Raw genomic sequence first — 24,206 nt, 5'->3', positions numbered from 1 at the left:
CTTAGTAAAGATATGAAAATTAATAACCGGTGGATGAAAAACATCCATCAGTATTCCTTAAAAGTTATGGCGTTAATGGCCATAATTATAACAACCCTGCTCGCTTTCCAGCAAGATGCAAATGCACAAAGTGAAAAGAAAATTTTATTCGAAGCCAACGGGGTAACCCTCAAAAAGGCTTTCGAAACTTTAGAAAAGCTCAGCGGGAACAATATCGCCTATAATAACAACCAGCTTGATGACCAAAGAAAGGTTTATGTATCCCGCGGACTCAGGCCCGTAAACGAAATACTGGATCTGCTTTTAAAAGGACTGCCATTTACTTATAAAGCAAATGGTACTGGCAATATCCTCATCATTGCAAAAAGCACATCAACAGGTAAACTAAAAGGAACCGTTTTGGATGAAAATAACCAGCCCATTCCAGCAGCAACCATTAAAATTGTAGAGTTGAACATTGTTGGGCAAACCAATAACAATGGCGAGTATAATTTTAACCTTGTACAGGGAACTTACACCGTTGAAGCCAGGTTTATTTCTTACCAGGTTGCAAAACGCCAACAGGTTAAAGTAAGCAATGCCGCTACAACAAGTGTTAATTTTAAACTCGTAGCAGCAGATAATTCGCTCGATGATGTAGTGGTAACAGCCCTGGGCATTAAAAGGCAGGAAAAAGCCCTTGGTTATGCGGTAACAAAGATTGATAGCAACCAGTTAACAGATGCGGTTTCTACCAACTGGACGGATGCACTTTCGGGTAAGGTAGCCGGGCTTAACCTGGTAAGATCAAACAGTGGGCCAGCAGGTTCCAATAAAATTATTTTGCGCGGCGAAAATAACCTTACAGGCGATAACGAAGCACTGATTGTACTGGATGGAGTAGTAATTAACAACAGCGGAGGCAGAAGAACCGCAAATGGATCCGACGGTGTGTACGGAACAGGAAGCGACAACATGCCTGCCGATTACGGCAGTACCATTAACGATATCAACCCCGAAGATATTGAAAGTGTAACCGTGTTAAAAGGTCCTGGTGCAGCGGCATTGTATGGGCAGCGAGGCGCAAACGGAGCTGTAATTGTAACCACTAAATCGGGAAATGCCAAACATAAAAAAGTAAATATAAGGTTTACTTCCAACGGATCATTCGAAGAGGTTAACCGCTGGCCCGATCTGCAATATGAGTATGGGCAGGGGTTAGATGGTGCATCTTATTATTCTTACGGCGCAAGTGCCGATGGGGCAAGTACCAGCGGAACCAGTTCTGCTTACGGACCCCGTTTTGATGGACAAATGTTCTTTCAATACGATCCGGTTACACAAGCCGCAGGTAAAACCCGAACACCATGGGTACCGTACAAAAATGAGATCAGGGATTTCTTCAGTACAGGCGAAAACTTAACCAACTCTTTGAGTTTGGATGGCAGGTATAAAAATACCACCGCCCGTTTTTCAATCACCAATCAGAACAATACCTGGATCATCCCTAAAACAGGCGTAGAGCGCACCACAATTACCTTATCAACCAATACCGATGTTACAAAAAAGCTTAAAATAACAACAAAAGTTAATTACGGTAACAGGTATAGCGATAACCTGCCGGGCGCAGGTTATGGTAACCAATCGTTAATGTATTGGTTCATTTTTTGGCAGCCAAACGCCAGTCTGGATATGATCAGAAATTATTGGGCAATTGGAAAAGAAAACTTATCCATTAAGTACCCCTTCAGTTCTTTTCCCGAAAACCCTTATGCTGTGGTAAACGAATTTATCAATAAAACAGGCCGTAACAATGTAACCGCAAATATCCAGGCCAGCTATCAGTTTAATAAAGAATTAAGTCTTTTGCTGCGATCAAGCATCGATTATTCAGAAGAACGCCGCGCGCAGGAACGCCCATATGATGCAGGAAGCCGTTTGCCACAAGGCTCAGTCCGTAAACAGCACATCAATGCACAAGAAACCAATATCGATTTCCTGTTAAGGTATGATAAAAAGATCAGTAAAAATTTCAGTATCAATGCCACATTGGGCGGAAGTGAATTAAGGAATAAATACAATAAATCCGATCTGCGGGCCGATGGTTTGGCAATTCCGAATGTGTACGAGCTAGAGAATAATTTATACCCGTTAATTTCCATTCCAGATACAAGTAGGTACCGCATCAACAGTTTTTACGGGGTTTTATCTACCAACTATAAAAATTATTTCTATGTAGAGCTTACCGGACGTAAAGATTGGAGTAGCGTACTGGCAACAGCGACCAGAAAAGACAACGTGGGCTTTTTCTATCCCGCAATCAGTTCCAGTTTCGTATTGTCTGAGTTTTTTAAACTTCCAAAAGTAATCAGCTTTGCCAAACTCCGGGCTTCAGTTTCTCAGGTAGGCAGCGGTGGTACAACTCCTTATCGCACAGCATATACTTATTCATTGGCTGCAAACGGTACCTATCCCGATAGCTCATTGGTAAACCCTACCATTTTACCTAACGAAAACCTAAAACCACTTAAAACAACCACCTATGAGGTGGGTACAGAGATTAGCTTGTTTAAAGGGAGATTAGGACTTGATGTTGCTGTTTATGCCGGAAATACCAAAAACCAGATTTTAACGCGGATAGTAGACCGTTCTTCTGGTTATAACCAGGCACTGATTAATGCAGGGCAAGTAAACAATACTGGTGTCGAAATTGCACTGAACGGAACACCTGTTACTACCAAAGGTGGCTTCAAATGGACAGTTAATGCAACATTTGCATCCAACTCAAACGTAATTAAAGCATTAACGGATAGTTCCATCATCTTAAGAACAGGACCCGTTGCAGGTGGCCAGATTGTGGCCAAAGTTGGTGGCAGTATGGGCGATTTATACGGCAGGGGCTATGTTCGCGATCCGCAGGGAAATGTGGTGTACGATGCCACAACAGGTTTTGCAAAAATTACCAATGATGTGGTTTACCTCGGCAATACCATGGCAAAATACAAATTTAGCATCGGCAGTACTTTTGCCTATAAAAACCTGAGTTTGAACGTTCTTTTTGATGCACAGGTTGGCGCGGTTGCACATTCTTTATTGAACTACAAAATGGTAGAACAGGGCAAGCTTACCAGTACCTTGCCAGGCAGGTACAACGGCATTGTTGGCGAAGGCGTTGTGCAGCTGGCTGATGGATCTTATGTGAAAAATACCACTGTTGCCTATGATATAGATGAGTATTACCGTTCACATATGGGCGCTGATAATGCAGAAGGAAGTACTTTTAGTACCGATTTTATCAAATTCAGAGAAGCCGCTTTAAATTATAAGTTCAATCCGCGTTTTGTTAAAAAACTAGGTCTATCATCAGTAACCTTCGGGCTTTACGGCCGTAACCTGTTTATCTGGTCGCCTTGGCCAATGTTCGATCCCGAATTTGGTACACTCAGCGGTTCTGATATTGTTACCGGGTTTGAAATCGGTCAATTTCCTTCAACCAGAACCTATGGTTTCAATTTATCAATAGGCATATAATCTTTTAAAAAATGAAAAAGAACCTATATAAAACTATCGGCATTTTAATGCTGTCAGTTACAACGCTTTCATCATGCGATAAAAACTTTGAAGAGATCAATATCGATCCGATCAATATTCTCAATACAACACCAGATAAATTACTGGCACCCGCCCTGGTAAACACGCTTACAGCAGGGATGACCCGTAACCGCAACTTTAACAACGAACTGATGCAGGTTACCGTCAGTATCAGTGATGGCGATGGAACAGTTTTTAGATACGAATACAGAAGTACCTTTTCTGATTACCTGTGGAACGCCTGGTATGTACAGCTAACCAATTTTAAAGATATCTATAAACTTGCAGGCCAGCCAGCTATGGCCAATAAATCTTACCAGGGCATTTCTTTAGTCTGCCAATCGTGGGTTTATTCCATGTTATCCGATACCTATGGCGATATTCCTTATTTCAATTCCAACCAGGGCAGCACGGGTATTTTAGAAGCACATTTTGATAAACAGAAAGATATTTATCTGGATATGTTTAAGCAGCTCGAAGAGGCCAATACACTGCTTAGTGCCGGCATGGCAATTACCCCCTCAAGCGATCCGGTATTTAAAGGCGACATCGCCAAATGGCGCAAGTTCTGCAACACATTATACCTTAGGTTGTTGTTAAGGGTGTCGGGCAAATCTGAAATCTCTGCCCAGGTTATCGCAAAGATCAAAGAAATTGTAGATACCAATCCTACCGGTTATCCCACCATGAAAAATAACAGTGAGTCGGCTACTTTAAAGTGGACAGGTTTAACCGGAACTGATCCTTTTGTTAACCCTTATGTAAATGGCGTAAGGGTGCAGGATTTCAGGGCACCGGCCATCGGGAGCTTTTTTATCGAACATTTAAGAGATTGGGCCGATCCCAGAATTGATGCCAATGCGCCCAATGGCGATGGAGGGGTAAACAGGCTAGGCATTGCGCAAGGATCGCAAGGTTATTCCGGTGTGCCAAGTGGTTATGCAATAGGTGCGGGCGTGGTAAAACAAGCTTATTTTTATTCTTACGATCAAGCGTTGGGAAGCAGTACTTACGGAGCCAAATCCCTGCAACAATCGGCCAAAACAGGTATCTTGATGAACTATGCAGAATTGCAGTTTATTTTGGCCGAAGCTGCGGTAAAAGGCTGGATTAATGGATCAGCAGCGAGTTATTACAATGCAGGGATTGCCAATGCCATTAATTACTGGGTTCCCGCATTTTCAACCACAACAACAGCCGCAGCTTTTACCAATTATGTTACAGCAGCCGATATAGATTGGGATAATACACAATCTACTGAAGGTAAAATGGAACAAATCCACCTGCAGAAGTATTTTTCGTTATTCCTTGTCGATATGCAGCAATGGTTCGAGTACCGCCGAACCGGTCATCCTGTTTTGCCAAAAGGTGCCGGTTTAAGAAATGGTGGCGTAATGCCGGCACGTATGACCTACCCGGTATATGTACAATCTGCAAACCCAACAAGTTATCAGCTCGCTGTGGCAGCACAGGGACCAGATGCAATCAATACAAACGTATGGTGGCAAAAACCCTAAATGATCACCATTAAAATTATAAAAATGAAAAAGATAATATATTATAGCATAATTTTCCTTTGCATGTCCCTGGTGTGGATCGGGTGTAAAAAATCGAATTATCCGGGCGGAGTAATAGGCGATTATGTGCCTTTATATGATTTAAGAAATTTATATAAAGGTACCGATGTTACCCTTACTGATGAGAATATGTTCGGCTCAGGCAGCATAACCGGAGTGGTAATTTCAGATCATTCTGGTAATAACCTGCCCGCAGGTTTGCTGATCATTCAGGATAGACGCCGTTTGGGTTTAATCCGCGGTATCTCTATTCCAATCGGACCAGAAGCCGCCAAATATGTGCCGGGAGATTCAGTAGGCATAAAAGTAGCCGGATCGGTGTTGAAAAGAGTAGATGGGATTTTGCAAATTACAGGCGTTTCGCCGAGTGCAGTTACCAAACTTGCATCTAAAGTGGCTATTCCGCCTAACCGCGTAGGGAGCAGTTTTATTTTAGCCAAGCCAAATGATTATGAAAGCACCTTGGTAGCCATTGTAAAAGCAGGCTTTGAGCCCGCACTTAGTTCAGATGCGACCTATGGCGGCGATAAAATAATAAACGATGGTTTCGATAATTTTACCCTGCATACCGAGAAAAATGCAACTTTCGCATCCAACGGAGGGCTTAACTTTAATGGCAATTATTACGGTATTATCTTTAACACGGTAGGTACAAATGGACAGTTAAAACCGCACCAGAGAATGCGTACCATTAAAGATGCAGTAGCTTTAAGTTCTGTACCTGATATTGCCTCGGCTATCATTACCGGTTATATGGCCGATGCAGAAGGTGGCGATGGAAACTATGAATACATGCAGTTTATGGCCACCAGGGATATTGATTTTTCCGTAACCCCATTTTCTGTGGTGGTAACCAATAATGCGGGTGCCTCTACGCCAACAGGAGTTTTTCCCATCAAAGGTTGGGCAACAGGTGCCGATGCATTAATTACCCCGGCCGGACTGGTAGCCAGAACTTACAAATTCAATTTAACCTCAGGCAAGGTTTCCAAAGGTGAGTTCTTTTATGTTGGAGGTTCTGCTAAAATGATTAATGGTTCAAAATCCAAATCCATAGCCTCATCAAAATGGATCAGATCAAAAGATTATACCGTTGCGACTCCGGCAGGTGCCCCGGCAGGAAACGGAGATGGTTTTGGTTTGTACACAGCAGGTTTATTTGCCAATAGTGGCAATGCTTCAGGTTTTGCCATTTTCGAGGGCACAACGATTGATGTAAACAGTGCACCAATTGATGTAATTTTTATCGGTAGTGGCGGAAGTTTATACAATGCCCCTTCAGTTGGCTATAAAATTGCCAATACTGATTTTTATGATAAGATCAATCCGATCACGCTGGCATCGCAGCCTTATTACCGAAGCGGAGAAAATACCCTGAGCTTTAATTACCAGTTACCTGCCGATCAAGGTTTCTGGAACAAGCTAGGCGGAATATACAATCCTGTTTTAGGAAAGTGGATGAAAGCAAGGAGCCAGTCGAATATTGATTTAAACACCTCATCAACCATAGAAGATATTGAGGGTACCTCTTTAATTAAAATTTTGAATGGTGTAACAGGAGAATATGTCCGTACCGATACCATTCCGTCAACAAGATTAAAGTAGGATCATCAAAAGAACCTTGAATCGGGTTAAACCCAAAACAGAGTTTTTGCTTTGTTTTGGGTTTTTTTGTTTTTTATCTCTACGAACTATCAACTGCGAGTATAGAACTATCTACTGCGAGTATAGAACCACCTACTTCGACTTCAGAACTATCTACTGCGACTTCAGAACTACCTACTGCGAGTATAGAACTATCTACTGCGACTTCAGAACTACCTACTGCGACTTCAGAACTATCTACTGCGACTTCAGAACTATCTACTGCGACTTCAGAACTATCTACTGCGACTTCAGAACTACCTACTGCGACTTCAGAACTATCAACTGCGACTTCAGAACTATCTACTGCGACTTCAGAACTATCTACTGCGACTTCAGAACTATCTACTGCGAGTATAGAACTATCAACTGCGACTTCAGAACTATCTACTGCGACTTCAGAACTATCAACTGCGACTATAGAACTATCTACTGCGACTATAGAACTATCTACTGCGACTTCAGAACTATCTACTGCGGCCGTTGTAGAAACTTGGTGATAGCTAATCCAAAGATCTCTCCACTACGGTCGAGATGACGATTTTATGCTTTCCCTCATAGTTTTAGAATAATCAATTTACATATGCCTGTATCTGCACTTCGCTACTTGCACTTCGTTATCTGCTCCCTGCTTTCCGGCATAGGAAATGATGGAAGGAGAAAACGTTAAAGCTTTATCAATACCTTTCCTTCCATCGTTGCATTGAGGCAGCACACACTTTCCGCCCCCTTCGGCGGAACTTGTGCTGACGACCAAAAGCTTTAACGAATTTATCCGACATCAGTTCCAAGCCTTTCAGTTATGCCTTTGTGTTTGTTGTTTTTATAGGTAGTCATGCTTTCGCTGTGCTCAGGTTGGTTACCTTTTTATCAAGAAAAAGGTAAGAGCCCCCTCGGCGGCCAACCGAGGCAAGCCCGAGAGGAGCGAAAATATAGCAAAGTGGCCAAAATAGCAACCGCATTACGATTCCCGCATGCGCGGGAATGACGACAGTGTTAGAAACACGATTAAAAAGATTGCTTCAGCTCGCTCTCTCCCAGCTTCGCAATGACGAATTTACGCGCCCCCTCAACGTTTTAAACACAAGGAAATGTGTTGAAATAAATCCGATAGCTATCGGATCAGCATGACGATCGCCTTAGGCATATGGCAAACATATCTGTAAAACATAGCGACCGCATTACGATTCCCGCATGCGCGAGAATGACGACCGTGTTAGAAACACGACTAAAAAGATTGCTTCAGCTCGCTCTCTCCCAGCCTCGCAATGACATATTTATATAGATAGTAAATCCAAAGATCTCTCCACTACGGTCGAGATGACGAATTTATGCGTTCCCTCATAGTTTTAGAATAATCAATTTACATATGCCTGTATCTGCACTTCGCTATTTGCGCCCTGCTATCTGGCATAGGAAATGATGGAAGGAGAAAGCGTTAAAGCTTTATCGTTACCTTCCCCTCCATCACTGCATTGAGGCAGCACACACTTTCCGCCCCCTTCGGCGGAACTTGTGCTGACGACCAAAAAGCTTTAACGAATTTATCCGACATCAGTTCCAAGCCTTGGGTTTTCGTTACTTTTGGGCCAAGCCAAAAGTAAGAGCCCCCTCGGCGGCGGTGAGCCGAGGCAAGCATGAGCTCCGGAGCGAAAGCATTACGATTCCCGCATGCGCGAGAATGACGACCGTTTAGAAACATTATTAGAAAGATTGCTTCGGCTCGCTCTCTCCAGCCTCGCAATGACGGATTTAACGCATTCCCTGCATCATGCTATTTGCACCTCGCTATTTGAATTATGCTATCTCCTCCCTGCTATTCGGCATAGGAAATGATGGAAGGAGAAAACGTTAAAGCTTTATCGTTACCTTTTTCATTCATCACTGAATTGAGGCAGCACACACTTTCCGCCCCCTTCGGCGGAACTTGTGCTGACGACCAAAAAGCTTTAACGAATTTATCCGACATCAGTTCCAAGCCTTGATTTTTGGTTACCTTTTTATCAAGAAAAAGGTAAGAGCCCCCTCGGTGGCGGTGAACCGAGGCAAGCCCGAGCGGAGCGAAAACATAGCGAAAACATTAAGATTAGCTACGCTGAGCACTACGTGGTTCCCTCATGCGCGGCAATGACGGCCGTAGTAAAACTCTTTAACAAAGATTCTTTAATCGCCTGAAAAGCCTTCTTGTAATGGCGAATTAACGAATTCCCTGCCTCATGGAATCTATGCCAAACCTTAAAACACCAAATCTTACTCTTTACTCAAATAAATACTTATAATCCCATAAGCTGCAGTTTTGTTATCTCCATAAACCAACGAATTTTTATTGGTCACTCTTGAGGTAATCCGCATGGATTTTTCTGTCTGTTCCTCTATCCTCCAGTCGGCTTGTTTAACGGCAACATCGGGGTTGCTGAATGAGAGTATCCTTGTATCCACATTTCGTTTAAGGGTATAATCCGATACAATTACATTTGTATTCACATCAGTTGAAATTTTCACTTGCTTGTTGTCAAATGTCCAGTACGTTTTTATTGCATCAGCAATAATATGGCTAACTTCAACATCCGAAGAATTGTACAGTTGAAGATCATAACCACCGGTGACCCATTTTCCGTTTAAAGTTTCATTAGTGGTATTATCTGCGTCCTTTTTGCAGCCCGATATACTGATTACCACAAACAAAAGAATTAATATACGTTTCATAGTTGATATTTAGATAGTTAAAGTTAATAAATGGAGGTGATTAAACAAATGGCTGGTAAAAAAGGTACTTCCATTTTACCGGAAACCCCAACTAACTAACATAATGACTAATTGTTTCCAGGATTCTGCTTCAATTTCGAATTAGAATTCAGGATATGACTTCCCAGAGAAAAGATTTCTGTATGGTTATCTGCAATAGGTTTTTTATAAATACCTGAACTGCTAAATACCGACCTCTGGATCTTCGCACTGATCAGGCTTGGAATTAGTGATAAAGAAGCCATTGCAACCATTTCAGAATATGCTTGATAAAATATATTATGATGGTAAAAGCAGTTTAACCGGGCAATCTAAACTATTGTTTTACCGTCCAAAGAACATTCAATAAGCTTACTATAACAACAAATTATACACTTTTACCAAACACACGTTTTTATTGTTCAATATTAAGTATGGTTTTCGATGCGGCAATCATATCAGCATTACCTGTGTTTTTATCCGGACTATCCGAGAGTTTAACCACGGGTGTCCATTTGCCGTTTTCCTGCCTGGTTTGGGTCATTTTAATCACAATATTCATCGCTTCCAGTCCTACATCGTTGCTCAGGTTGGTGCCAATACCGAAAGAAAAGCCAATTTTGCCGCGGCAATGCTCAGTAATTCGGGCAACCTTTTCGTAATCAAGTCCATCAGAAAAAATAATGGTTTTCGTTAAGGGATCAATACCGAGCTGGTTATAGTGTGCGATTATTTTATCTGCAAACTCAATAGGTTTGCCGCTGTCCTGGCGCACCCCATCAAAAAGTTTCGAAAACATTTTATCAAACTGTGTCAAAAAAACATCCGTAGTGTAAGTATCTGAAAGTGCTATACCCAGGTCGCCACGAAAAACATCTACCCAGTGTTGTAACGAAGTGGCATTTGCCTGCGGAAAACCATATACAGCCGCATGGTACATAAACCATTCGTGTGCGTGGGTGCCTATAGGTTTGGTTTGGTGGAGCATGGCAAAATGCACATTGCTTGTGCCTACAAAGGTTTTTCCCCCTTCGCGGTTAAAAGCATCAATTACCAGTTTCTGTACATGGTAACTGTGGCGGCGGCGGGTACCAAACTCTGCAATATTTACACCAAGCGATTGAAACTGTTTTGCTTTAACCGCCGTTTGGTCAATCAGTATCTCATCCGATATCCGCTTTCCGTCCGTCATTTCGTAATAAAGTTCGCAAATCAAGGCCATAATCGGCACTTCCCAAAGGATACTGCGGTACCAATGCCCCTCAATTTCAATATCAATATCTTCCCCGTCCTGTTTAACACTTACCTCATTAGGATCGTAACGGTAACCAGCCAGAAAATCGAGGTAAAGCGGATCAAGGTAAGGGCAGTTTATTTTAAGGAAACTCTTTTCTTCATTGGTGAGCCGCAGTTTTGCCATTTCACTTATCCTTTTCTGTAATGCATTACCAAAACCGGCCGGAAAACGGTGTTTCCCGCGGTTAATAAAACTATAACGGGCCATAGCCGACGGGAAAAGGCGAACCACCGCCTGCTGCATGGTAAACTTATAAAAATCGTTGTCTAATATAGATGGCGTGGATTTAAGGGATTGGAGAATCATTTTTTATAATAATTAGCTGTTATTTAAACAGGTGGCTATTCGTTTATTTTATATTGAAAGCTGGTACAACTGTTTACAGCTAAGCAAGAAACCGCATTTACGCTAGGGATTATTAAACCATTGTTAAAATGAACCATAGGGTTAATTTAGTTCCACAAGATATTAATTTTCATCTCAATATTGGCTTGGCAAAAGCTGCAGATTTAAATAGAATTAATATTGTAGCTTATTTTTAATACCGGGTGTAGCGGTAGCGTTAATGCCTGGCGTTTATGCTTTAAATTAACACTAACCAAAAATGAAAAAACTATTACCAATAATGCTTCTGTTATGCTGTTTTGGGAGCTGTAAAAAAGATAGACATGGAAATTATTCCGAAACCATTACCAAGGGCGAAAGATGGGGAATCCGCATTGGTAGCTCACAAGCAGAAGTATATGGCCAGCTGCAAAAAGCAGGATTAGACTTACACTTTAACGACGTATCAATTTTTGGGCATAAGCCTTACAGTTCGCCCGAAAACTTAGGCAAGCTCCTTCCTTATTATTACGCGCTTACCATTTACAACAATACCGGAACTTTAGATCGGGTGGTATTGCTTTTTAGCGGAGATAAGATACAGCAGATTGCCACCGGTGCCGGGCTTACCACCGGCGTAAACAAATGGCCTGAAAACGCGCCCGATGATACTGCAATTAGAGTTTGATGATCCAGTTTCAGGCCTGGCCGCAAAACTGATTAAAATTCACCAGTTGCCTGCATATGCGGCTTACGGATTTATACTTTCTGCCAAACCATTAAATAAACCTTACGATCCGGATATGGCCAACCACGATGAATGGCAGTTTGGCTTTTCAGAATTTGTGAGCGCAAGCGTTACCGGTTCTTCAACAGTAACCCTGCATTTTAAGGCAGGTAAACTTGAAAGCATGGATCACGACTATCGCGAAGGACAAATATTTAACTAACTCATCAGCTTAAGTTTTGCTGAACTTTTAAACATTAAAAAGAAACGGGAAATAACCAATGGCTATTTCCCGTTTTCTTAAAATTGTAATTTACGATAAATGGTTATGAGTTATTAATGATCAGAAGATCACGATTAAATAAACCATAATTGTTTTGGATTATATTTGATGGCGGTTAAAATTTGCCCTGTAAATTTCAACAATTTCATCTTCAATCCGCAATGCTGCCGGACTTCCGATAACAGCCCTGATCTCATCTTCCATCTGTGGCGTAACCTCATTGATAATATATCTAGGCATAGCCCTAAACTGATCGTGGTGAATATCTGGCAGGATAACTTCTTTTTTATCTTCGCCTAAGTTTGCAAGCCCGATAGGGATCAATACCGCCTTTTCATCAAGATCTTCACCCATATCGGCAAGTTCTACAATAACATACCTCACCGTATTCTGCTCCGGATCAAATAACAGGTCACGCACTTTTCCTACCTGGTTACCAGCTTCATTTCTCACTGGCCAGTCTTTAATATCCGCCTCGCCATCTGTTAACTGATAAACACTTTTTGAGAGCTCTTCTAAATTGCTGTATACAATAGTTCCTGAATCCATAAGTTGCTTTTTTTAAAAGGCCAATTAATTATTGTGCCTGTTTTTACAACAAGTTTATGCACGGATGGTTTTCATTTATTGCCATCAATTGAGGATTTAAGAGGAGAAAAATGAAACCTTATAATGGATTGGTATACGCTTAAATTATTGTTTTATAGTATTTTGTGGCTTCGCATTGCTGCGGGCAGAACAGTATGATCTCAGCCGAAAATATTTTTTAATCAGGCGTGTTTGATGCTCTTTACAATCAAAATTTAAGCAAACCTTAAACCGCTTTTATGAAAATTGCGCCTTTGGAACAGTATTTAAAGCAGCAGAAATTTCATTTAAAACCTTTGCGCTAAAAGGATGTTTGCCAATCAACCATCTTTTAATTTCATCAGGATTGATATCAAGCAAGGCAGCAAGATCATGCTCCGATAAACCTTTTTCAGTTAAAAGCTCCAATGTTTTAGCAGCCAGTTCAAGGTTCATTTCCGTTAATTTCTCAATGGCTGGGTTTCCGGTTTCTTGAAGCCATATTGAAACAAAATCGTTTTCTTCCATTTTAAGGAGATATTGTTTATTGATAAGATGTTGGTTTTTTTACATTCCAACCTTTAATTACGGCTGCAAAATTAAACAATAAGCCTATTTTTACAAGTCGGCATTAAAAAATAATCAGTTATTAAATTGTAGCAGTAATTTCGCACAAAGCATCAGTAAAATAAATGGAGCGTATAACAGAATTTAAACAGTCGTTAACCAATAAAAGTCCTGATCATAAACTGTCTATCCAGTTGCAGGCATTGTGGTACGATGGAAAAGGAGATTGGGATGCTGCCCATCACCAGGTAGATCAATTAAACGATCGCGCATCAGCCCGCATTCATGCTTACCTGCACCGTAAAGAAGGCGATACCTGGAATGCCGATTATTGGTATGCTAAAGCAGGCGAAAGCCGACCTGAAATTTCACTAGATGAAGAGTGGGAACAGCTTGTAAGGCGTTTTTTATAAAAACGGGGAATAACCGAATGCTTTAGCCATTCATAGTGTATTCCCCGCATGGTATGTTGATTAATAATTTAATCTATTTCCCCGGCATCTTAAACGATGGTGGTAACGAATTTTCTTCCAATGCCCAAAGTTTGTTCGGGCGTTTGCCCATTACCAGTTCCAGTTTACCGCCCTTCATTAAATCCTCGTGAGCAAACCACGATTTGTTCCATACCTGGCCGTTCAATTTTGCCGACTGGATATATTTATTTTCTGGAGCATAATTAATACAGTTCAGCTCAAATTTTTTACCATTTCCAAGATCAAGTTTTACATTGGCAAAGGTTGGGCTACCAATTACATACATCGGCAGGCCAGGTGTTATCGGGTAAAAACCCATTTGCGAAAATACCACGAAAGATGTTAAACCTCCACCGTCTTCATCGCCAGGAATTCCCATTAAATCGTTTCTAAACCATTGGGTAAGTAAACTGCGCACTCTTTTTTGTGTACGCCAGGGCTGGCCTGCATAATTGTACAAATAAGGAATATGCATGGCAGGTTCATTACCCATCGAAAACTGACCAACATTACCGGTATGATCTGGCAATTGCGAATAAAAATCGAACCTGCTTTTTCCCAGCGGTGTATTGTACATTTTCTCCAATTCATCAACAAAGGCCTGTTTGCCTCCAATCATATTTACCAGATCGCCCAGATTGTGCAAAACATCCCACCTGTATAGCCAGCCATTATTTTCATCATAAGTTTCTCTTGCACCCAATCCGCCAGAGAAACGATAATCCAAGGGTTTAATAAATTTGCCATCGGCATCCTTCGGATGAAAAAATCTCGTTTCGGTATTAAATACGGTATGGTAGCTGGAGCTTTTATCTAAAAAGTATTTTGCCTCATCGCTTTTACCCAATTGCTGCGCAATGTTGCCCAGGCACCATTCATCGTAAACTGTACCCAGTGTTACAGCTATTGGCTGGCGTTTTTCAAAGCCATGCACCTCAGGCGCAGTTTCTTTTTCCCCTTCGGGCAAAGCAGGGAAATAGCCTTTATCTTTAAAAAACTGATCTAAAACACCTGCTTTTTTTGATGACCATGGAGCCAGTGTTTTCTCCGTAATGCCTGCTTTGCAATATTGATAAGCCTCCTCCAGGTTAAAACCTCGTAAGCCCTTGTTATAGGCATCAATGATAGTGGCCACACCGTGGTTACTGTTCATCCGGCGGCTATCTCCCGTAACCTCCGGAAAAGTAGGCATCCAATGGTCGTTCATCTGCTGGGCCATGCGCAGGTAGGAATTAATCATATTGCCCTCCATTTTAGGCTCAATAATTACGCGAAGCGGATGCGTTGCCCGGTAAGTATCCCAAATCCAGTCGTCGGTAAAAAAAGGTACACCATTATCGGTATGTACCTTACCATCAAATGCGCTAAAATACTTACCGTCTTCCGATAAACTGATCATCCGCTCATAAGTGCGGTATAGAGAGGTGTAAAATATGGTTTTGGCGGTTTCATCCGTACCGGTTACCATAATTTTACCAAGCGTTGCATTCCAGATGCTTTTCCCGGTTTGGGCAACCTGGTCTAAATTGTAATCCTTTATTTCGCGGCGCAGATTGCTTTTTGCCTGTTCTACACTGATAAAGGAAATGCCGTACCGCACTTTGATCTGCTTGGTTTGTGCCGGATATTTTAACACGAGGTAAGCATCCCGGCCAGAGGTAGTTTGCCCTTTCGGATTTATTGCATCACCTTTTTGTGTGCCCGATTCTACCGGTGATAAATCGGTTTCTAAGTAAAGGTAAACTTTGGTGTTATTGTCCAGTTTCTGAAAGCCACTTACCACATGTTGGTTCACCTGTAATTCGCCATTTCTGGTATTCAAAATTAAATAAGCAGGATTAGCAGCCTGCAGAAAGTTAATTGCATAAATGCCCGATTGGTGCGAAGGGGCAAATTGCACGTTTATGTTATAGTCATCCAAGTCTACCTGGTAATAATAAGGTTTAATCACCTCATTGTCGTAACCGTAAGGGATAACGCTGCCTGCATTTTTTAGGTCGCCCTGAAAAGGACTTAAATTAAATGCTGAGCTTCCTCTATGGCTGGTTACTACAATTGGTAATCCATCAATGGTATTGCTGGTAAAATTATCGCGCTCCGGATAAACCCGCAATAAACTGTTTGGCAGATGAACGGTGGGGTAGGTGGGTACAAGCAAATGACTGATGTTTCCAATATATGGATTAACGTAATCTACAGGTTGTTTTTTAACTTGTGCATTCGCAAAATGAATACTGGCTCCAAGCAGTATGATGGCGCTCAGTAAGGTTTTTGTATGTTTTTTCATGTTAAATTTACAGGGAATGTGGCAAACATAACATTTTTTAAAAAAGATATTTAATCATCAGGCAATTCTAAATGTATCATTCGTGATGTAGATTTCTTCAATTCCTGAAGAACTGTTAAACCGATTTACTAAAAAACCTTTTTTAAATAAAAAAAGAGCAGTGAAACTTATTTCACCGCTCTTTTATCAATATGTTGTTGTATTTATTTTGCTAAAGATGCAGTTTGTATAGTGCTGGCAGCAGGTGCATTCATTTCAGTTTTTAAGGCAGCAAATTTATCAAGGTTTAATTTTGGTGTTCTGCCCATTACCACACTGTGGTTTTGAGTAGCACCACTTAATTTTAAATCTGCGCTATCTTCCATTACAGTGTACAAACTTTCTGTTTTAGAGTTGATTTGTGCAACTGCATGATCTTTTAAAAACACCTGAAGATATTTTACATCAAGTTTGCCATCTGTTTTTACAACCGCATCATCCGATGCCTGTACACGGTAAATGTTTTTTACATTAACTGTAATTTTTGCAAGGCTGTTATCAGCAGAAGTAATTTTTAAGGTAGATCCGTCCTGAATTACTTTTACCTTTCCATTGTTATCATCATTGTAACTTACACCTTCTCTGCCGTTTTGAACAAGGGTAACTTCTACATTTCCACTCACCATCACTTTATCGAAGCTTTTTGGAGCAGAAATTTTTACAGGTTGTTTTTCATCAGCTGATGCAGTGGTAGAGAAAACTGAAGCGCTTAATACTAAAGCTGCTACTAAAGAATTTGTTAGGGTTTTGATTGAAGTTTTCATAATGCTGTTATTTATATTTTTATAAAATGTTTTTGTGATTGTTTTGATAATGAGACGCCGGTAGGGGCAAAACGTTGCAGCGGTTTTTCCCGCTTTATACCAACGCAGTGTATTTCTCGACCAACGCCTTTTATAACTCGGCCAAAAGGTGATATTTTTTTGTAATGAGGCGTCCTCGTTACAGACTATGACTATTTAAGAGTGTCATGATTTTAAGGAAATGAATATTCTAATAGTTATCGTCATTGCGAGAAGGCTTTTTCAGCCGACGAAGCAATCTTTCCTGTAAAGATTACTAACATGAAAGATTGCTTCGTCGATCCTCCTCACAATTACGATAGTTTTAAAGAAAACTAACTATACCGAGGTCTGTGTCTACATCGTCCTCGTTTGTAACGAGGATGTACGAGTAAAGCGATTTTATCGCGCTGAAAGTAATTATTTTCGCATTGCAAATGCGTACCTCAAAAATCCTCGTTACAAACGAGGACTATTTAACTTGTCGTCATTGCGAGAAGGCTTTTTCAGCCGACGAAGCAATCTTTCCTGTAAAGATTACTAACATGAAAGATTGCTTCGTCGTTCCTCCTCACAATGACGATAGTTTTAAAGGAAATCAACTATAACCAAGGTCTGTGTCCTCACAGACCTTTCAGATATGCCCTAATAAATCGTCATTGCTGAGAAGGCTTTTTCAGCCGACGAAGCAATCTTACAACGATTTAACCACAGATTTACACAGAGATCAGTTTTTTGCCACGGAAACACATAAAGCACGGAGAATTTATAGATGATTATCTACATCGTCCTCGTTTGTAACGAGGATGTACGAGTAAAGCGATTTTATCGCGCTGAAAGTAATTATTTTCGCATTGCAAATGCGTACCTCAAAAATCCTCGTTACAAACGAGGACTACCTAAGCAATCTGAGCGTAGTCGAAGATTTATACACGATGCTCGTAATTTAAACGTCCATCAACTAAACTCATACTAAAGCGTTTTGTTAAAAAAGTAGTGATTGAATAACTGCCATAGATTTTTTATTGGGCATAAAAAAAGCGACAAAATCATTTGTCGCTTTCTAAAAAATATGTTGGATTGTTTATTTTGCTAACGAAGCAGTTTGGATGCTTGCTTTTGGTGAACTCATTTCAGTTTTTAAGGCGGCAAATTTATCAAGGTTTAATTTTGGTGTTCTGCCCATTACTACAATGTGGTTTTGAGTAGCACCACTCAATTTTAAATCTGCGCTATCTTCCATTACAGTGTACAAGCTTTCTGTTTTAGAATTTATTTGTGCAACTGCATGATCTTTTAAAAACACCTGAAGATATTTTACATCAAGTTTGCCATCTGTTTTTACAACCGCATCATCCGATGCCTGTACACGGTAAATGTTTTTTACATTAACTGTAATTTTTGCAAGGCTGTTATCAGCAGAACTAATTTTTAAGGTAGATCCGTCCTGAATTACTTTTACCTTTCCATTGTTATCATCATTGTAACTTACGCCTTCTCTGCCGTTTTGAACAAGGGTAACTTCTACATTTCCACTCACCATCACTTTATCGAAGCTTTTTGGAGCAGAAATTTTTACGGGTTGTTTTTCATCTGCTGATGCAGTGTTAGAGAAAACTGAAGCGCTTAATACTAAAGCTGCTACTAAAGAATTTGTTAGGGTTTTGATTGAAGTTTTCATAATGCTGTTATTTATATTTTTATAAAATGTTTTTGTGATTGTTTTGATAATGAGACGCAGGCTTGGGCAAAACGTTGCAAGGCTTATTGAAGCTTTATACCAACGCAGTGTATTTCTCGACCAACTCCTTTTATCATTCGTCCAATAGTTGTTTATTTTTTGATTATTTCTTTGCTTTTTGCTTTTCGGGTACAAAGTTAAGAGGCTAATTGCGGTGCTTTATGCCATAATTATTATCAATGCGTTAATTAATTTTTAGATGGGATGGATTGATCTGCCTCCTCAATTAAATAGTAGAACCTTAAATTAACATTAAGCAAACAACCGCTTAAAGCAATGATGATACCTTTGCATCCGTTGGCTTTTTGCCATTTTTTATCCTTATGAAAAAACCCTATGCTATAATTGGCAGCATATTATTGCTCGCTAACTGCTCTACCGCTTCTTTTGCACAATCTCCAGCCGAAAAGCTTAATGCCCTATTTCAGCAGAAAACTAAAACGATCCTTGTGGCTGCCCACCGGGGCGACTGGCGAAATGCTCCTGAAAATTCTATGCAGGCACTTTCCAACAGTATTCAAAAAGGATTCGATTTGATGGAACTGGATGTAAAAATGAGCCGCGATAGTGTGATGGTGATTATGCACGACAATACCATCGACAGAACCACAAACGGTAAAGGGAAAGTAGGAGATTATACTTTGGAAGAATTGAAAAAGTTAAGGCTTAAAAATGGCCTGGGCGCCTTACCGAACACCAGATTCCTACCCTGAAAGAAATGATGCTTGCTGCAAAAGGTAAAATACTCATCAATGTGGATAAAGGAAACGATCACCTTGATTTGGTATTTAAAGTACTAAGCGAAACGGCCACTATCAATCAGGCCATTGTTAATGTTGGTGATAATATGCCATATCCAGAATTGATTGCGAAAAACAGCATCCCAAAAGATGCTTACCTGATGGTGGTGGTTAATGCTAAAAACAAGGATATGGAAAGCGTAATGCAATCGTATTCGCCAAATAAACAAACCATTGTTCAGCCTATTTTTGATACCGATACATTATCAAATCTTAGATCTTTAAAAGAAAATAAAAATAAATCACTCCTCTGGTTAAACAGTTTATGGCCTTCGTTAAATGGAGGGCATGATGACGACCGCGCAGTAGAAAAAAATGAGAAAGAAGAAAGTTGGGGCTGGTTAATTGCGTATCACCCTGTAATACTGCAAACAGACAGGCCTGCTGAACTTTTACTGTATCTAAAAAATAGAGGACTGCACAAATAAGTCTGTTGCTACAGTAAGGAAGTACCCGGTTTTACCTCATACGGAGCTTTTCCTGGTTCGAATATTCTTGTGTATTCACTTCCTTCAGTAGTAATGTAATCGCCTATAATTCTAATCCAGTTGCCTTCGCGCAAGCCCACAACTTTTACGTTATTTTGGGTTAAAAACTCATTTATCCTCGTTTCTCTGGTTTCACCATTATGCTTTAAATCCGGATTAGGATCCAGGTAATGCGGGTTGAGGTTAAATGGCACAAGTCCCATACAGTCAAAAGAAGGTGGATAAACAATGGGCATATCGTTTGTGGTTTTCATGTTAACCCCACCAATATTACTTCCTGCGCTGCAACCCAAATAGGGTTTTCCATTTTTTATATTTTCACTCAAAACCGTCATTAATCCGAGTTCGTGCAATGTTTTTACCAATAAAAATGTGTTTCCGCCACCAGTAAAAAAGCCCTTTGCTTCATGCACAGCCGTAACAGGATCGGCAAATTCATTTAAACCTTTTACGCTGATGTTTAATGTAGTAAAAAAATCACGGGCCTTAGCGGTATAGTCCTCGTGCGAAATACCACCCGGCCTTGCATAGGGAATAAACACAATTTCATCTATGCCTTTAAATAAGGTAATAATTTCCTGTTTAAGGTATTCAAGATAATTTCCGCCAAAAAGGGTAGAAGTAGAGGCCAGTATTACATTCATTTTAGTAAATTGTGCTGCAATTCCATGTTTGCTTCCGCAAAGTTAAACACACAACAACAATTTTATACTTAAATATTCCCTTAAATTTAAATAATTCTTAAGCCATCATTTTCAGCTCCAAATCGGTTGTTCTGTTTCTTATCCGGCTTAAAGTTTCCAGGCGCATACCCAAATAACTGGCTAAATAACGTTGGGGCACTCTGTCTAAATCAAAAGCTGTACTTTCCAGCTTCAGGTACCGGCCTAATGCATTTGGTATCCGGGCCAAATTAGACCGCTCAGCTGCCTGGTAACGTTGGGTTTCCAATAACTTTCTGGCAATAACATTCCATTCAGGATAACTGGAAGAAGATAAATCCGTAACCGAATAAGGAATCCGCACAAGGTATGAATGCTCAAGGGCCTGAAGATATTCTACCGAATGGTTAGTTTTTTGATTGGGATGGCGGATGGCCTCTATAATCTGGTTTTCGAAACCGAACCAGGTACTGATGTCCTTTTTGCTGTCTTTAATAAATCCCCTGACCACACCGTGAAGCAAAAAATACATTGCATTGTTGGCATCTATTGGCGAGAGGATGTGTTTATGCTTTTTTACCGAAACTACCTGGCAGGAGGATTCATAATGTGCAATAAAATCTTTAGATAGCGGATGAAATTTTTCCAGATAACTGAAAAATGGTTTCATGAGAATACGGCTGTCAGTACCTGTTAGCATTACTTTTATTTAGGATGGAGACCAGTTAATCGGTACTTTTTTAAATGATTGATGGATCACCCTGAAAGCACTTTTCAAATGTATCGGCTATCTTTTAAAAAAGATAAATGAGGAGGAAGATTGGTCTCTAATGATTGAACCGTTAGAGCAAAATGGCATTTCAAACTGGATTTTAAGCCTTTAATGCCTGAGAGAAATAACTTTTAGGCATAACGCCTTTTTCCTTTTTAAAGGCATTGTAAAATGTAGCCTGGTTTTTAAAGCCCGATTCCTGTGCAATTGCTTCGATGGTAATTTTATCGGCAAGTACAGGGTGTTGAGTTAAAAAATTTGCTACCCGGTATCCGTTTATCCAGTCGCGAAAATTTTTGCCAATGTGGTTATTGATTACGAAAGAGCAGTGGTGAACAGGAATATTGATGCGGGTAGCCAGGTCTATAATCTGTAAATCATGATTAAGATAAAGACTGTTTTCTTCCATTTCTTTTTTGATCAGCTCAGCATACAAAGCAATTTGCGTTTCGGAAAGGTTAAACTTTTTAGTGGAAAGCGTGAGGGCTTTTGCTTTCAGGTCCGATATCGCAAAATCTTCCGGTGCACTCATTTCATCAGACACGACTTTTTCCCTCCATTCTTGCTTATTCCAGTCTATGGCCACGAGCAGAAAACCATAAAAAATGCTGGGTTTGTGCAGTGCATACAAGAGGATGAGCAGCAGCGCGGTGCAGTTGATTACCACAAAAACAGCATTCTCCATCGGGACACCAATGTTTCTCAATAAAATCGGCAATAGGCCCAGGAGCTGAAAAAATGTGGCTACTTTAAGTAAAAATATAGCCCAATACTGCGCGGTATTGTTCACTTCACCTGAACTGATAATCCTCGATCTGATTACAGCCAGCCAGGTTAATCCAAGATAGGCTATGGTTAATACAGGCCTCAAAAAATAATGTATATAAGAAGGAAAAAGACCACTCTTGGCTGTAAGCGACAGGTAACCTTCGGCATGCAGTTCACTGGCAATGCGGTTCCAGTTGATAGGTGCCAAACCAGGCCAGGGAATAATATGTATGATAGCCAGTATAGCAGGGATAAAATGAAAGAGATCTCTTTTGGTTACGATTGGTTTTTTAGAAAGAAAACTAGTGATGTAAAGGTAAAAGCAGGCGGGTGCGGCAAAATACAGCGGTGTAAAAAACTGGAAAAAGATAGAAAGCGGCTCTGCTTTTCCGGTTGTAATAAACAGCGAGTTAAGCACTTGGCCAAAACGCGAAAATAATAAAACAGACAATAATATATTCTGCCTTCTATTCCCATTTTTAGCAAAAAATAAATGGATGGAAATTAAAAGCAGGAAAAAACAGGTGGTTGCGGAGAGAAAGTTAACAAACTGCATATATAATTAAAGCAAGGTATGGCTTTAATGTCAACTAATGGGGATAATGTCTGATTTTTTAGATAAATATCAAATGAAATTTATCAATCCTTACACAGCTGCTTTAAAAAAAGTTAATTTTACTTTTTGGTATGAGAGAAATTAAGAAAAACAACCTCATGCGTCAGAATTTATCATTTACCTAGCCGTTAAAATTATAAGATGCCACTGCTTTTAGATAAGGTTAAAAATAAATTGAGGCACTTGCTTTACACATTTATACTTAACAGGTTTGGATTTGGAAACCGGGTATCAAAAAGTGTATGGGAAAAACAGTTTGAAGGAGAAGATTGGGATTATCTGTACAGCGATGCAGAGAAAGGCCATTACCTGGCTATAGCAGATCTTATTAAACGGCATGGTTTGGGCAGCATTTTGGATGTTGGCTGCGGTCAGGGGGTACTTTACCACTACCTTAAATTGGGATTAGGCACCCTAAATTACTTTGGAATAGATATTTCGGTCAGTGCGGTAAGCAAAGCACAACATTCGTTCCCTGAAGCTGGCTTTAAACAATTAGACTTTGAGTATGGGAAACTGGACGGAAAATTTGATGTAATCATTTTTAACGAAACGCTGTATTATTTCAACAGGCCGTTAACCACCATTCAAAAATGTATTGATCAGAATTTAAACAAAGGTGGATATTTTATCATTTCCATGTGCCATTATACCGGCCATGAGGCAATATGGCAGAAACTAAAGCAGCGTTTCAATTTTATTTCTTTTGAGGAAATTAAAAACGATAATAATCAAAAATGGAAAGTGGGGCTTTTTAAGGCTTAATAAACTTGTAAAGCGAAAGCAGCGGATCGAGGAGATTGCGCATCAGTTGATAGCTTTGGCTCAGTTTGTAAGCGATAGATTTGGCAGTATCCGCTTGGTGTATGCCTATTCTGCGCAGGGCTAAATTATTTTGCCTGGGTTGATAAATGGAGAGCCCATATTGGTAAGCACATTGTTTCAACAATAATCGGTACCGCTTCGGAACCTCCCCGTAGGGATAGGTAAAGGTGTAAATTTTTTTATTGAGCAGTGCCTCAAGGTATTGTTTAGATGCCGAGATTTCTTCTATAAATTCTGTTTCATCAATTTCGTTCGTCCATAAATGGTGTTGGCCATGGCTTGCTATTTCCATGCCCTGGCTGCTTAAATACTGCAATTGTTCAGCATCCATCAAAGCTACCTTGGCAAAATCTTGTTCTGCTACATCCCACATGTTAAACCCACCAATTTGCGCGGTAGGAATAGAAAAAACAGCTTTCATTTTCCGTTTAATTAACTCGGGTACAGCATATTCAAAAAGTGTAGCCGGGCAATCATCAAAACTAAGGATAACGAGTTTTTGATGAGAAGCAGCGTTTCCTGTACTAATGGCCTCAAAGGTGGTGGTAATCAGATTTTTTTGCTCAATGAGGTCAAGAAGGAGGCTAAACTGTCGGGTGCTGATGCTCCAATTATTGATTCCTTTTTCAGGAAAATCAAGAACATGGTGAAGCATAATAATCGGAATAGCCAT

General features: G+C 40.3%; 21 protein-coding genes. 9 read left to right on the top strand and 12 right to left on the bottom strand.

What is annotated here, in order from left to right; genetic code table 11:
• Window positions 1–12: 12 nt before the first annotated feature.
• Genes AC0IWE_RS14235 through AC0IWE_RS14225 form a run of 3 tightly spaced genes read left to right on the top strand, consistent with a single transcriptional unit; the run spans window position 13 to window position 6,752 of the window.
• Complete coding sequence (locus AC0IWE_RS14235; RefSeq protein ID WP_471793559.1) at window positions 13–3,510, top strand: SusC/RagA family TonB-linked outer membrane protein; 3,498 nt, start codon at window positions 13–15, stop codon at window positions 3,508–3,510.
• Window positions 3,511–3,521: 11 nt separating this feature from the next.
• Window positions 3,522–5,087 carry a SusD/RagB family nutrient-binding outer membrane lipoprotein gene (locus AC0IWE_RS14230; protein ID WP_471793558.1) on the top strand — a complete coding sequence of 522 codons (1,566 nt, stop codon included), beginning with the start codon at window positions 3,522–3,524 and terminating at the stop codon, window positions 5,085–5,087.
• A gap of 24 nt (window positions 5,088–5,111) precedes the next feature.
• A complete protein-coding gene (locus tag AC0IWE_RS14225; protein WP_471793557.1) occupies window positions 5,112–6,752 on the top strand; it encodes a DUF5689 domain-containing protein in 1,641 nt (546 codons plus the stop codon).
• Window positions 6,753–8,607: 1,855 nt separating this feature from the next.
• Here the strand turns inward: AC0IWE_RS14225 and AC0IWE_RS14220 are convergent.
• From AC0IWE_RS14220 to pncB, 3 genes are all read right to left on the bottom strand, one after another.
• Window positions 8,608–8,760, bottom strand: a complete 153-nt coding sequence (locus AC0IWE_RS14220; protein ID WP_471793556.1) for a hypothetical protein — start codon at window positions 8,758–8,760, stop codon at window positions 8,608–8,610.
• A 281-nt stretch (window positions 8,761–9,041) separates the two neighbouring features.
• Window positions 9,042–9,497 carry a hypothetical protein gene (locus AC0IWE_RS14215; RefSeq protein ID WP_471793555.1) on the bottom strand — a complete coding sequence of 152 codons (456 nt, stop codon included), beginning with the start codon at window positions 9,495–9,497 and terminating at the stop codon, window positions 9,042–9,044.
• Window positions 9,498–9,930: 433 nt separating this feature from the next.
• Entirely contained in the window at window positions 9,931–11,118 is a 1,188-nt protein-coding gene (gene pncB, locus AC0IWE_RS14210) for a nicotinate phosphoribosyltransferase (RefSeq protein ID WP_471793554.1), read from the bottom strand.
• 298 nt (window positions 11,119–11,416) lie between these two features.
• On the opposite strand from pncB, the gene AC0IWE_RS14205 reads away from it, so the two are divergent.
• Window positions 11,417–11,824 (top strand): hypothetical protein, encoded by a 408-nt coding sequence (locus AC0IWE_RS14205; protein ID WP_471793553.1) that lies wholly within the window; start codon window positions 11,417–11,419, stop codon window positions 11,822–11,824.
• The gene (locus AC0IWE_RS14200; protein ID WP_471793552.1) at window positions 11,802–12,086 is read left to right on the top strand and encodes a hypothetical protein; all 285 of its coding nucleotides are present in this window, start codon (window positions 11,802–11,804) and stop codon (window positions 12,084–12,086) included. The genes AC0IWE_RS14205 and AC0IWE_RS14200 overlap by 23 nt, the downstream gene beginning before the upstream one ends.
• A gap of 159 nt (window positions 12,087–12,245) precedes the next feature.
• Here the strand turns inward: AC0IWE_RS14200 and AC0IWE_RS14195 are convergent, their stop codons facing one another.
• Window positions 12,246–12,695: a PRC-barrel domain-containing protein gene (locus tag AC0IWE_RS14195; RefSeq protein ID WP_471793551.1), complete on the bottom strand. Its 450-nt coding sequence runs from the start codon at window positions 12,693–12,695 to the stop codon at window positions 12,246–12,248.
• A 276-nt stretch (window positions 12,696–12,971) separates the two neighbouring features.
• On the bottom strand, window positions 12,972–13,241 hold the full coding sequence (locus AC0IWE_RS14190) for a helix-turn-helix domain-containing protein (RefSeq protein ID WP_471793550.1): 270 nt from the start codon (window positions 13,239–13,241) through the stop codon (window positions 12,972–12,974).
• A 164-nt stretch (window positions 13,242–13,405) separates the two neighbouring features.
• On the opposite strand from AC0IWE_RS14190, the gene AC0IWE_RS14185 reads away from it, so the two are divergent.
• Window positions 13,406–13,693 (top strand): hypothetical protein, encoded by a 288-nt coding sequence (locus AC0IWE_RS14185; protein WP_471793549.1) that lies wholly within the window; start codon window positions 13,406–13,408, stop codon window positions 13,691–13,693.
• Window positions 13,694–13,766: 73 nt separating this feature from the next.
• On the opposite strand, the gene AC0IWE_RS14180 is transcribed toward AC0IWE_RS14185, so the two are convergent.
• From AC0IWE_RS14180 to AC0IWE_RS14170, 3 genes are all read right to left on the bottom strand, one after another.
• Complete coding sequence (locus AC0IWE_RS14180) at window positions 13,767–16,040, bottom strand: GH92 family glycosyl hydrolase (protein ID WP_471793548.1); 2,274 nt, start codon at window positions 16,038–16,040, stop codon at window positions 13,767–13,769.
• 203 nt (window positions 16,041–16,243) lie between these two features.
• Window positions 16,244–16,843 carry a GIN domain-containing protein gene (locus AC0IWE_RS14175; protein WP_471793547.1) on the bottom strand — a complete coding sequence of 200 codons (600 nt, stop codon included), beginning with the start codon at window positions 16,841–16,843 and terminating at the stop codon, window positions 16,244–16,246.
• Between the two features lie 1,102 nt (window positions 16,844–17,945).
• Window positions 17,946–18,542 carry a GIN domain-containing protein gene (locus AC0IWE_RS14170; RefSeq protein ID WP_471793546.1) on the bottom strand — a complete coding sequence of 199 codons (597 nt, stop codon included), beginning with the start codon at window positions 18,540–18,542 and terminating at the stop codon, window positions 17,946–17,948.
• A gap of 383 nt (window positions 18,543–18,925) precedes the next feature.
• On the opposite strand from AC0IWE_RS14170, the gene AC0IWE_RS14165 reads away from it, so the two are divergent.
• Together AC0IWE_RS14165 and AC0IWE_RS14160 are read left to right on the top strand one after the other, a co-directional pair.
• The gene (locus tag AC0IWE_RS14165) at window positions 18,926–19,315 is read left to right on the top strand and encodes a glycerophosphodiester phosphodiesterase family protein (protein ID WP_471793545.1); all 390 of its coding nucleotides are present in this window, start codon (window positions 18,926–18,928) and stop codon (window positions 19,313–19,315) included.
• Between the two features lie 5 nt (window positions 19,316–19,320).
• Window positions 19,321–19,830, top strand: a complete 510-nt coding sequence (locus tag AC0IWE_RS14160; protein WP_471793544.1) for a hypothetical protein — start codon at window positions 19,321–19,323, stop codon at window positions 19,828–19,830.
• An 8-nt stretch (window positions 19,831–19,838) separates the two neighbouring features.
• On the opposite strand, the gene pepE is transcribed toward AC0IWE_RS14160, so the two are convergent.
• The 3 genes from pepE to AC0IWE_RS14145 form a co-directional block, all read right to left on the bottom strand.
• A complete protein-coding gene (pepE, locus tag AC0IWE_RS14155; protein WP_471793543.1) occupies window positions 19,839–20,534 on the bottom strand; it encodes a dipeptidase PepE in 696 nt (231 codons plus the stop codon).
• Between the two features lie 97 nt (window positions 20,535–20,631).
• A complete protein-coding gene (locus AC0IWE_RS14150) occupies window positions 20,632–21,222 on the bottom strand; it encodes a Crp/Fnr family transcriptional regulator (RefSeq protein WP_471793542.1) in 591 nt (196 codons plus the stop codon).
• A 202-nt stretch (window positions 21,223–21,424) separates the two neighbouring features.
• Window positions 21,425–22,543 carry a helix-turn-helix domain-containing protein gene (locus tag AC0IWE_RS14145; protein ID WP_471793541.1) on the bottom strand — a complete coding sequence of 373 codons (1,119 nt, stop codon included), beginning with the start codon at window positions 22,541–22,543 and terminating at the stop codon, window positions 21,425–21,427.
• 306 nt (window positions 22,544–22,849) lie between these two features.
• On the opposite strand from AC0IWE_RS14145, the gene AC0IWE_RS14140 reads away from it, so the two are divergent.
• Window positions 22,850–23,473, top strand: coding sequence for a class I SAM-dependent methyltransferase (locus AC0IWE_RS14140; protein WP_471793540.1), 624 nt, complete (start codon window positions 22,850–22,852; stop codon window positions 23,471–23,473).
• Here the strand turns inward: AC0IWE_RS14140 and AC0IWE_RS14135 are convergent.
• Window positions 23,463–24,206, bottom strand: a complete 744-nt coding sequence (locus AC0IWE_RS14135; RefSeq protein WP_471793539.1) for a polysaccharide deacetylase family protein — start codon at window positions 24,204–24,206, stop codon at window positions 23,463–23,465. The genes AC0IWE_RS14140 and AC0IWE_RS14135 overlap by 11 nt on opposite strands.

It is taken from the genome of Pedobacter sp. AC402 (genome assembly GCF_979252805.1).
The sequence above is the reverse complement of the archived record's forward strand: the minus strand, read 5'-3'. Positions and strand labels throughout refer to the sequence as shown.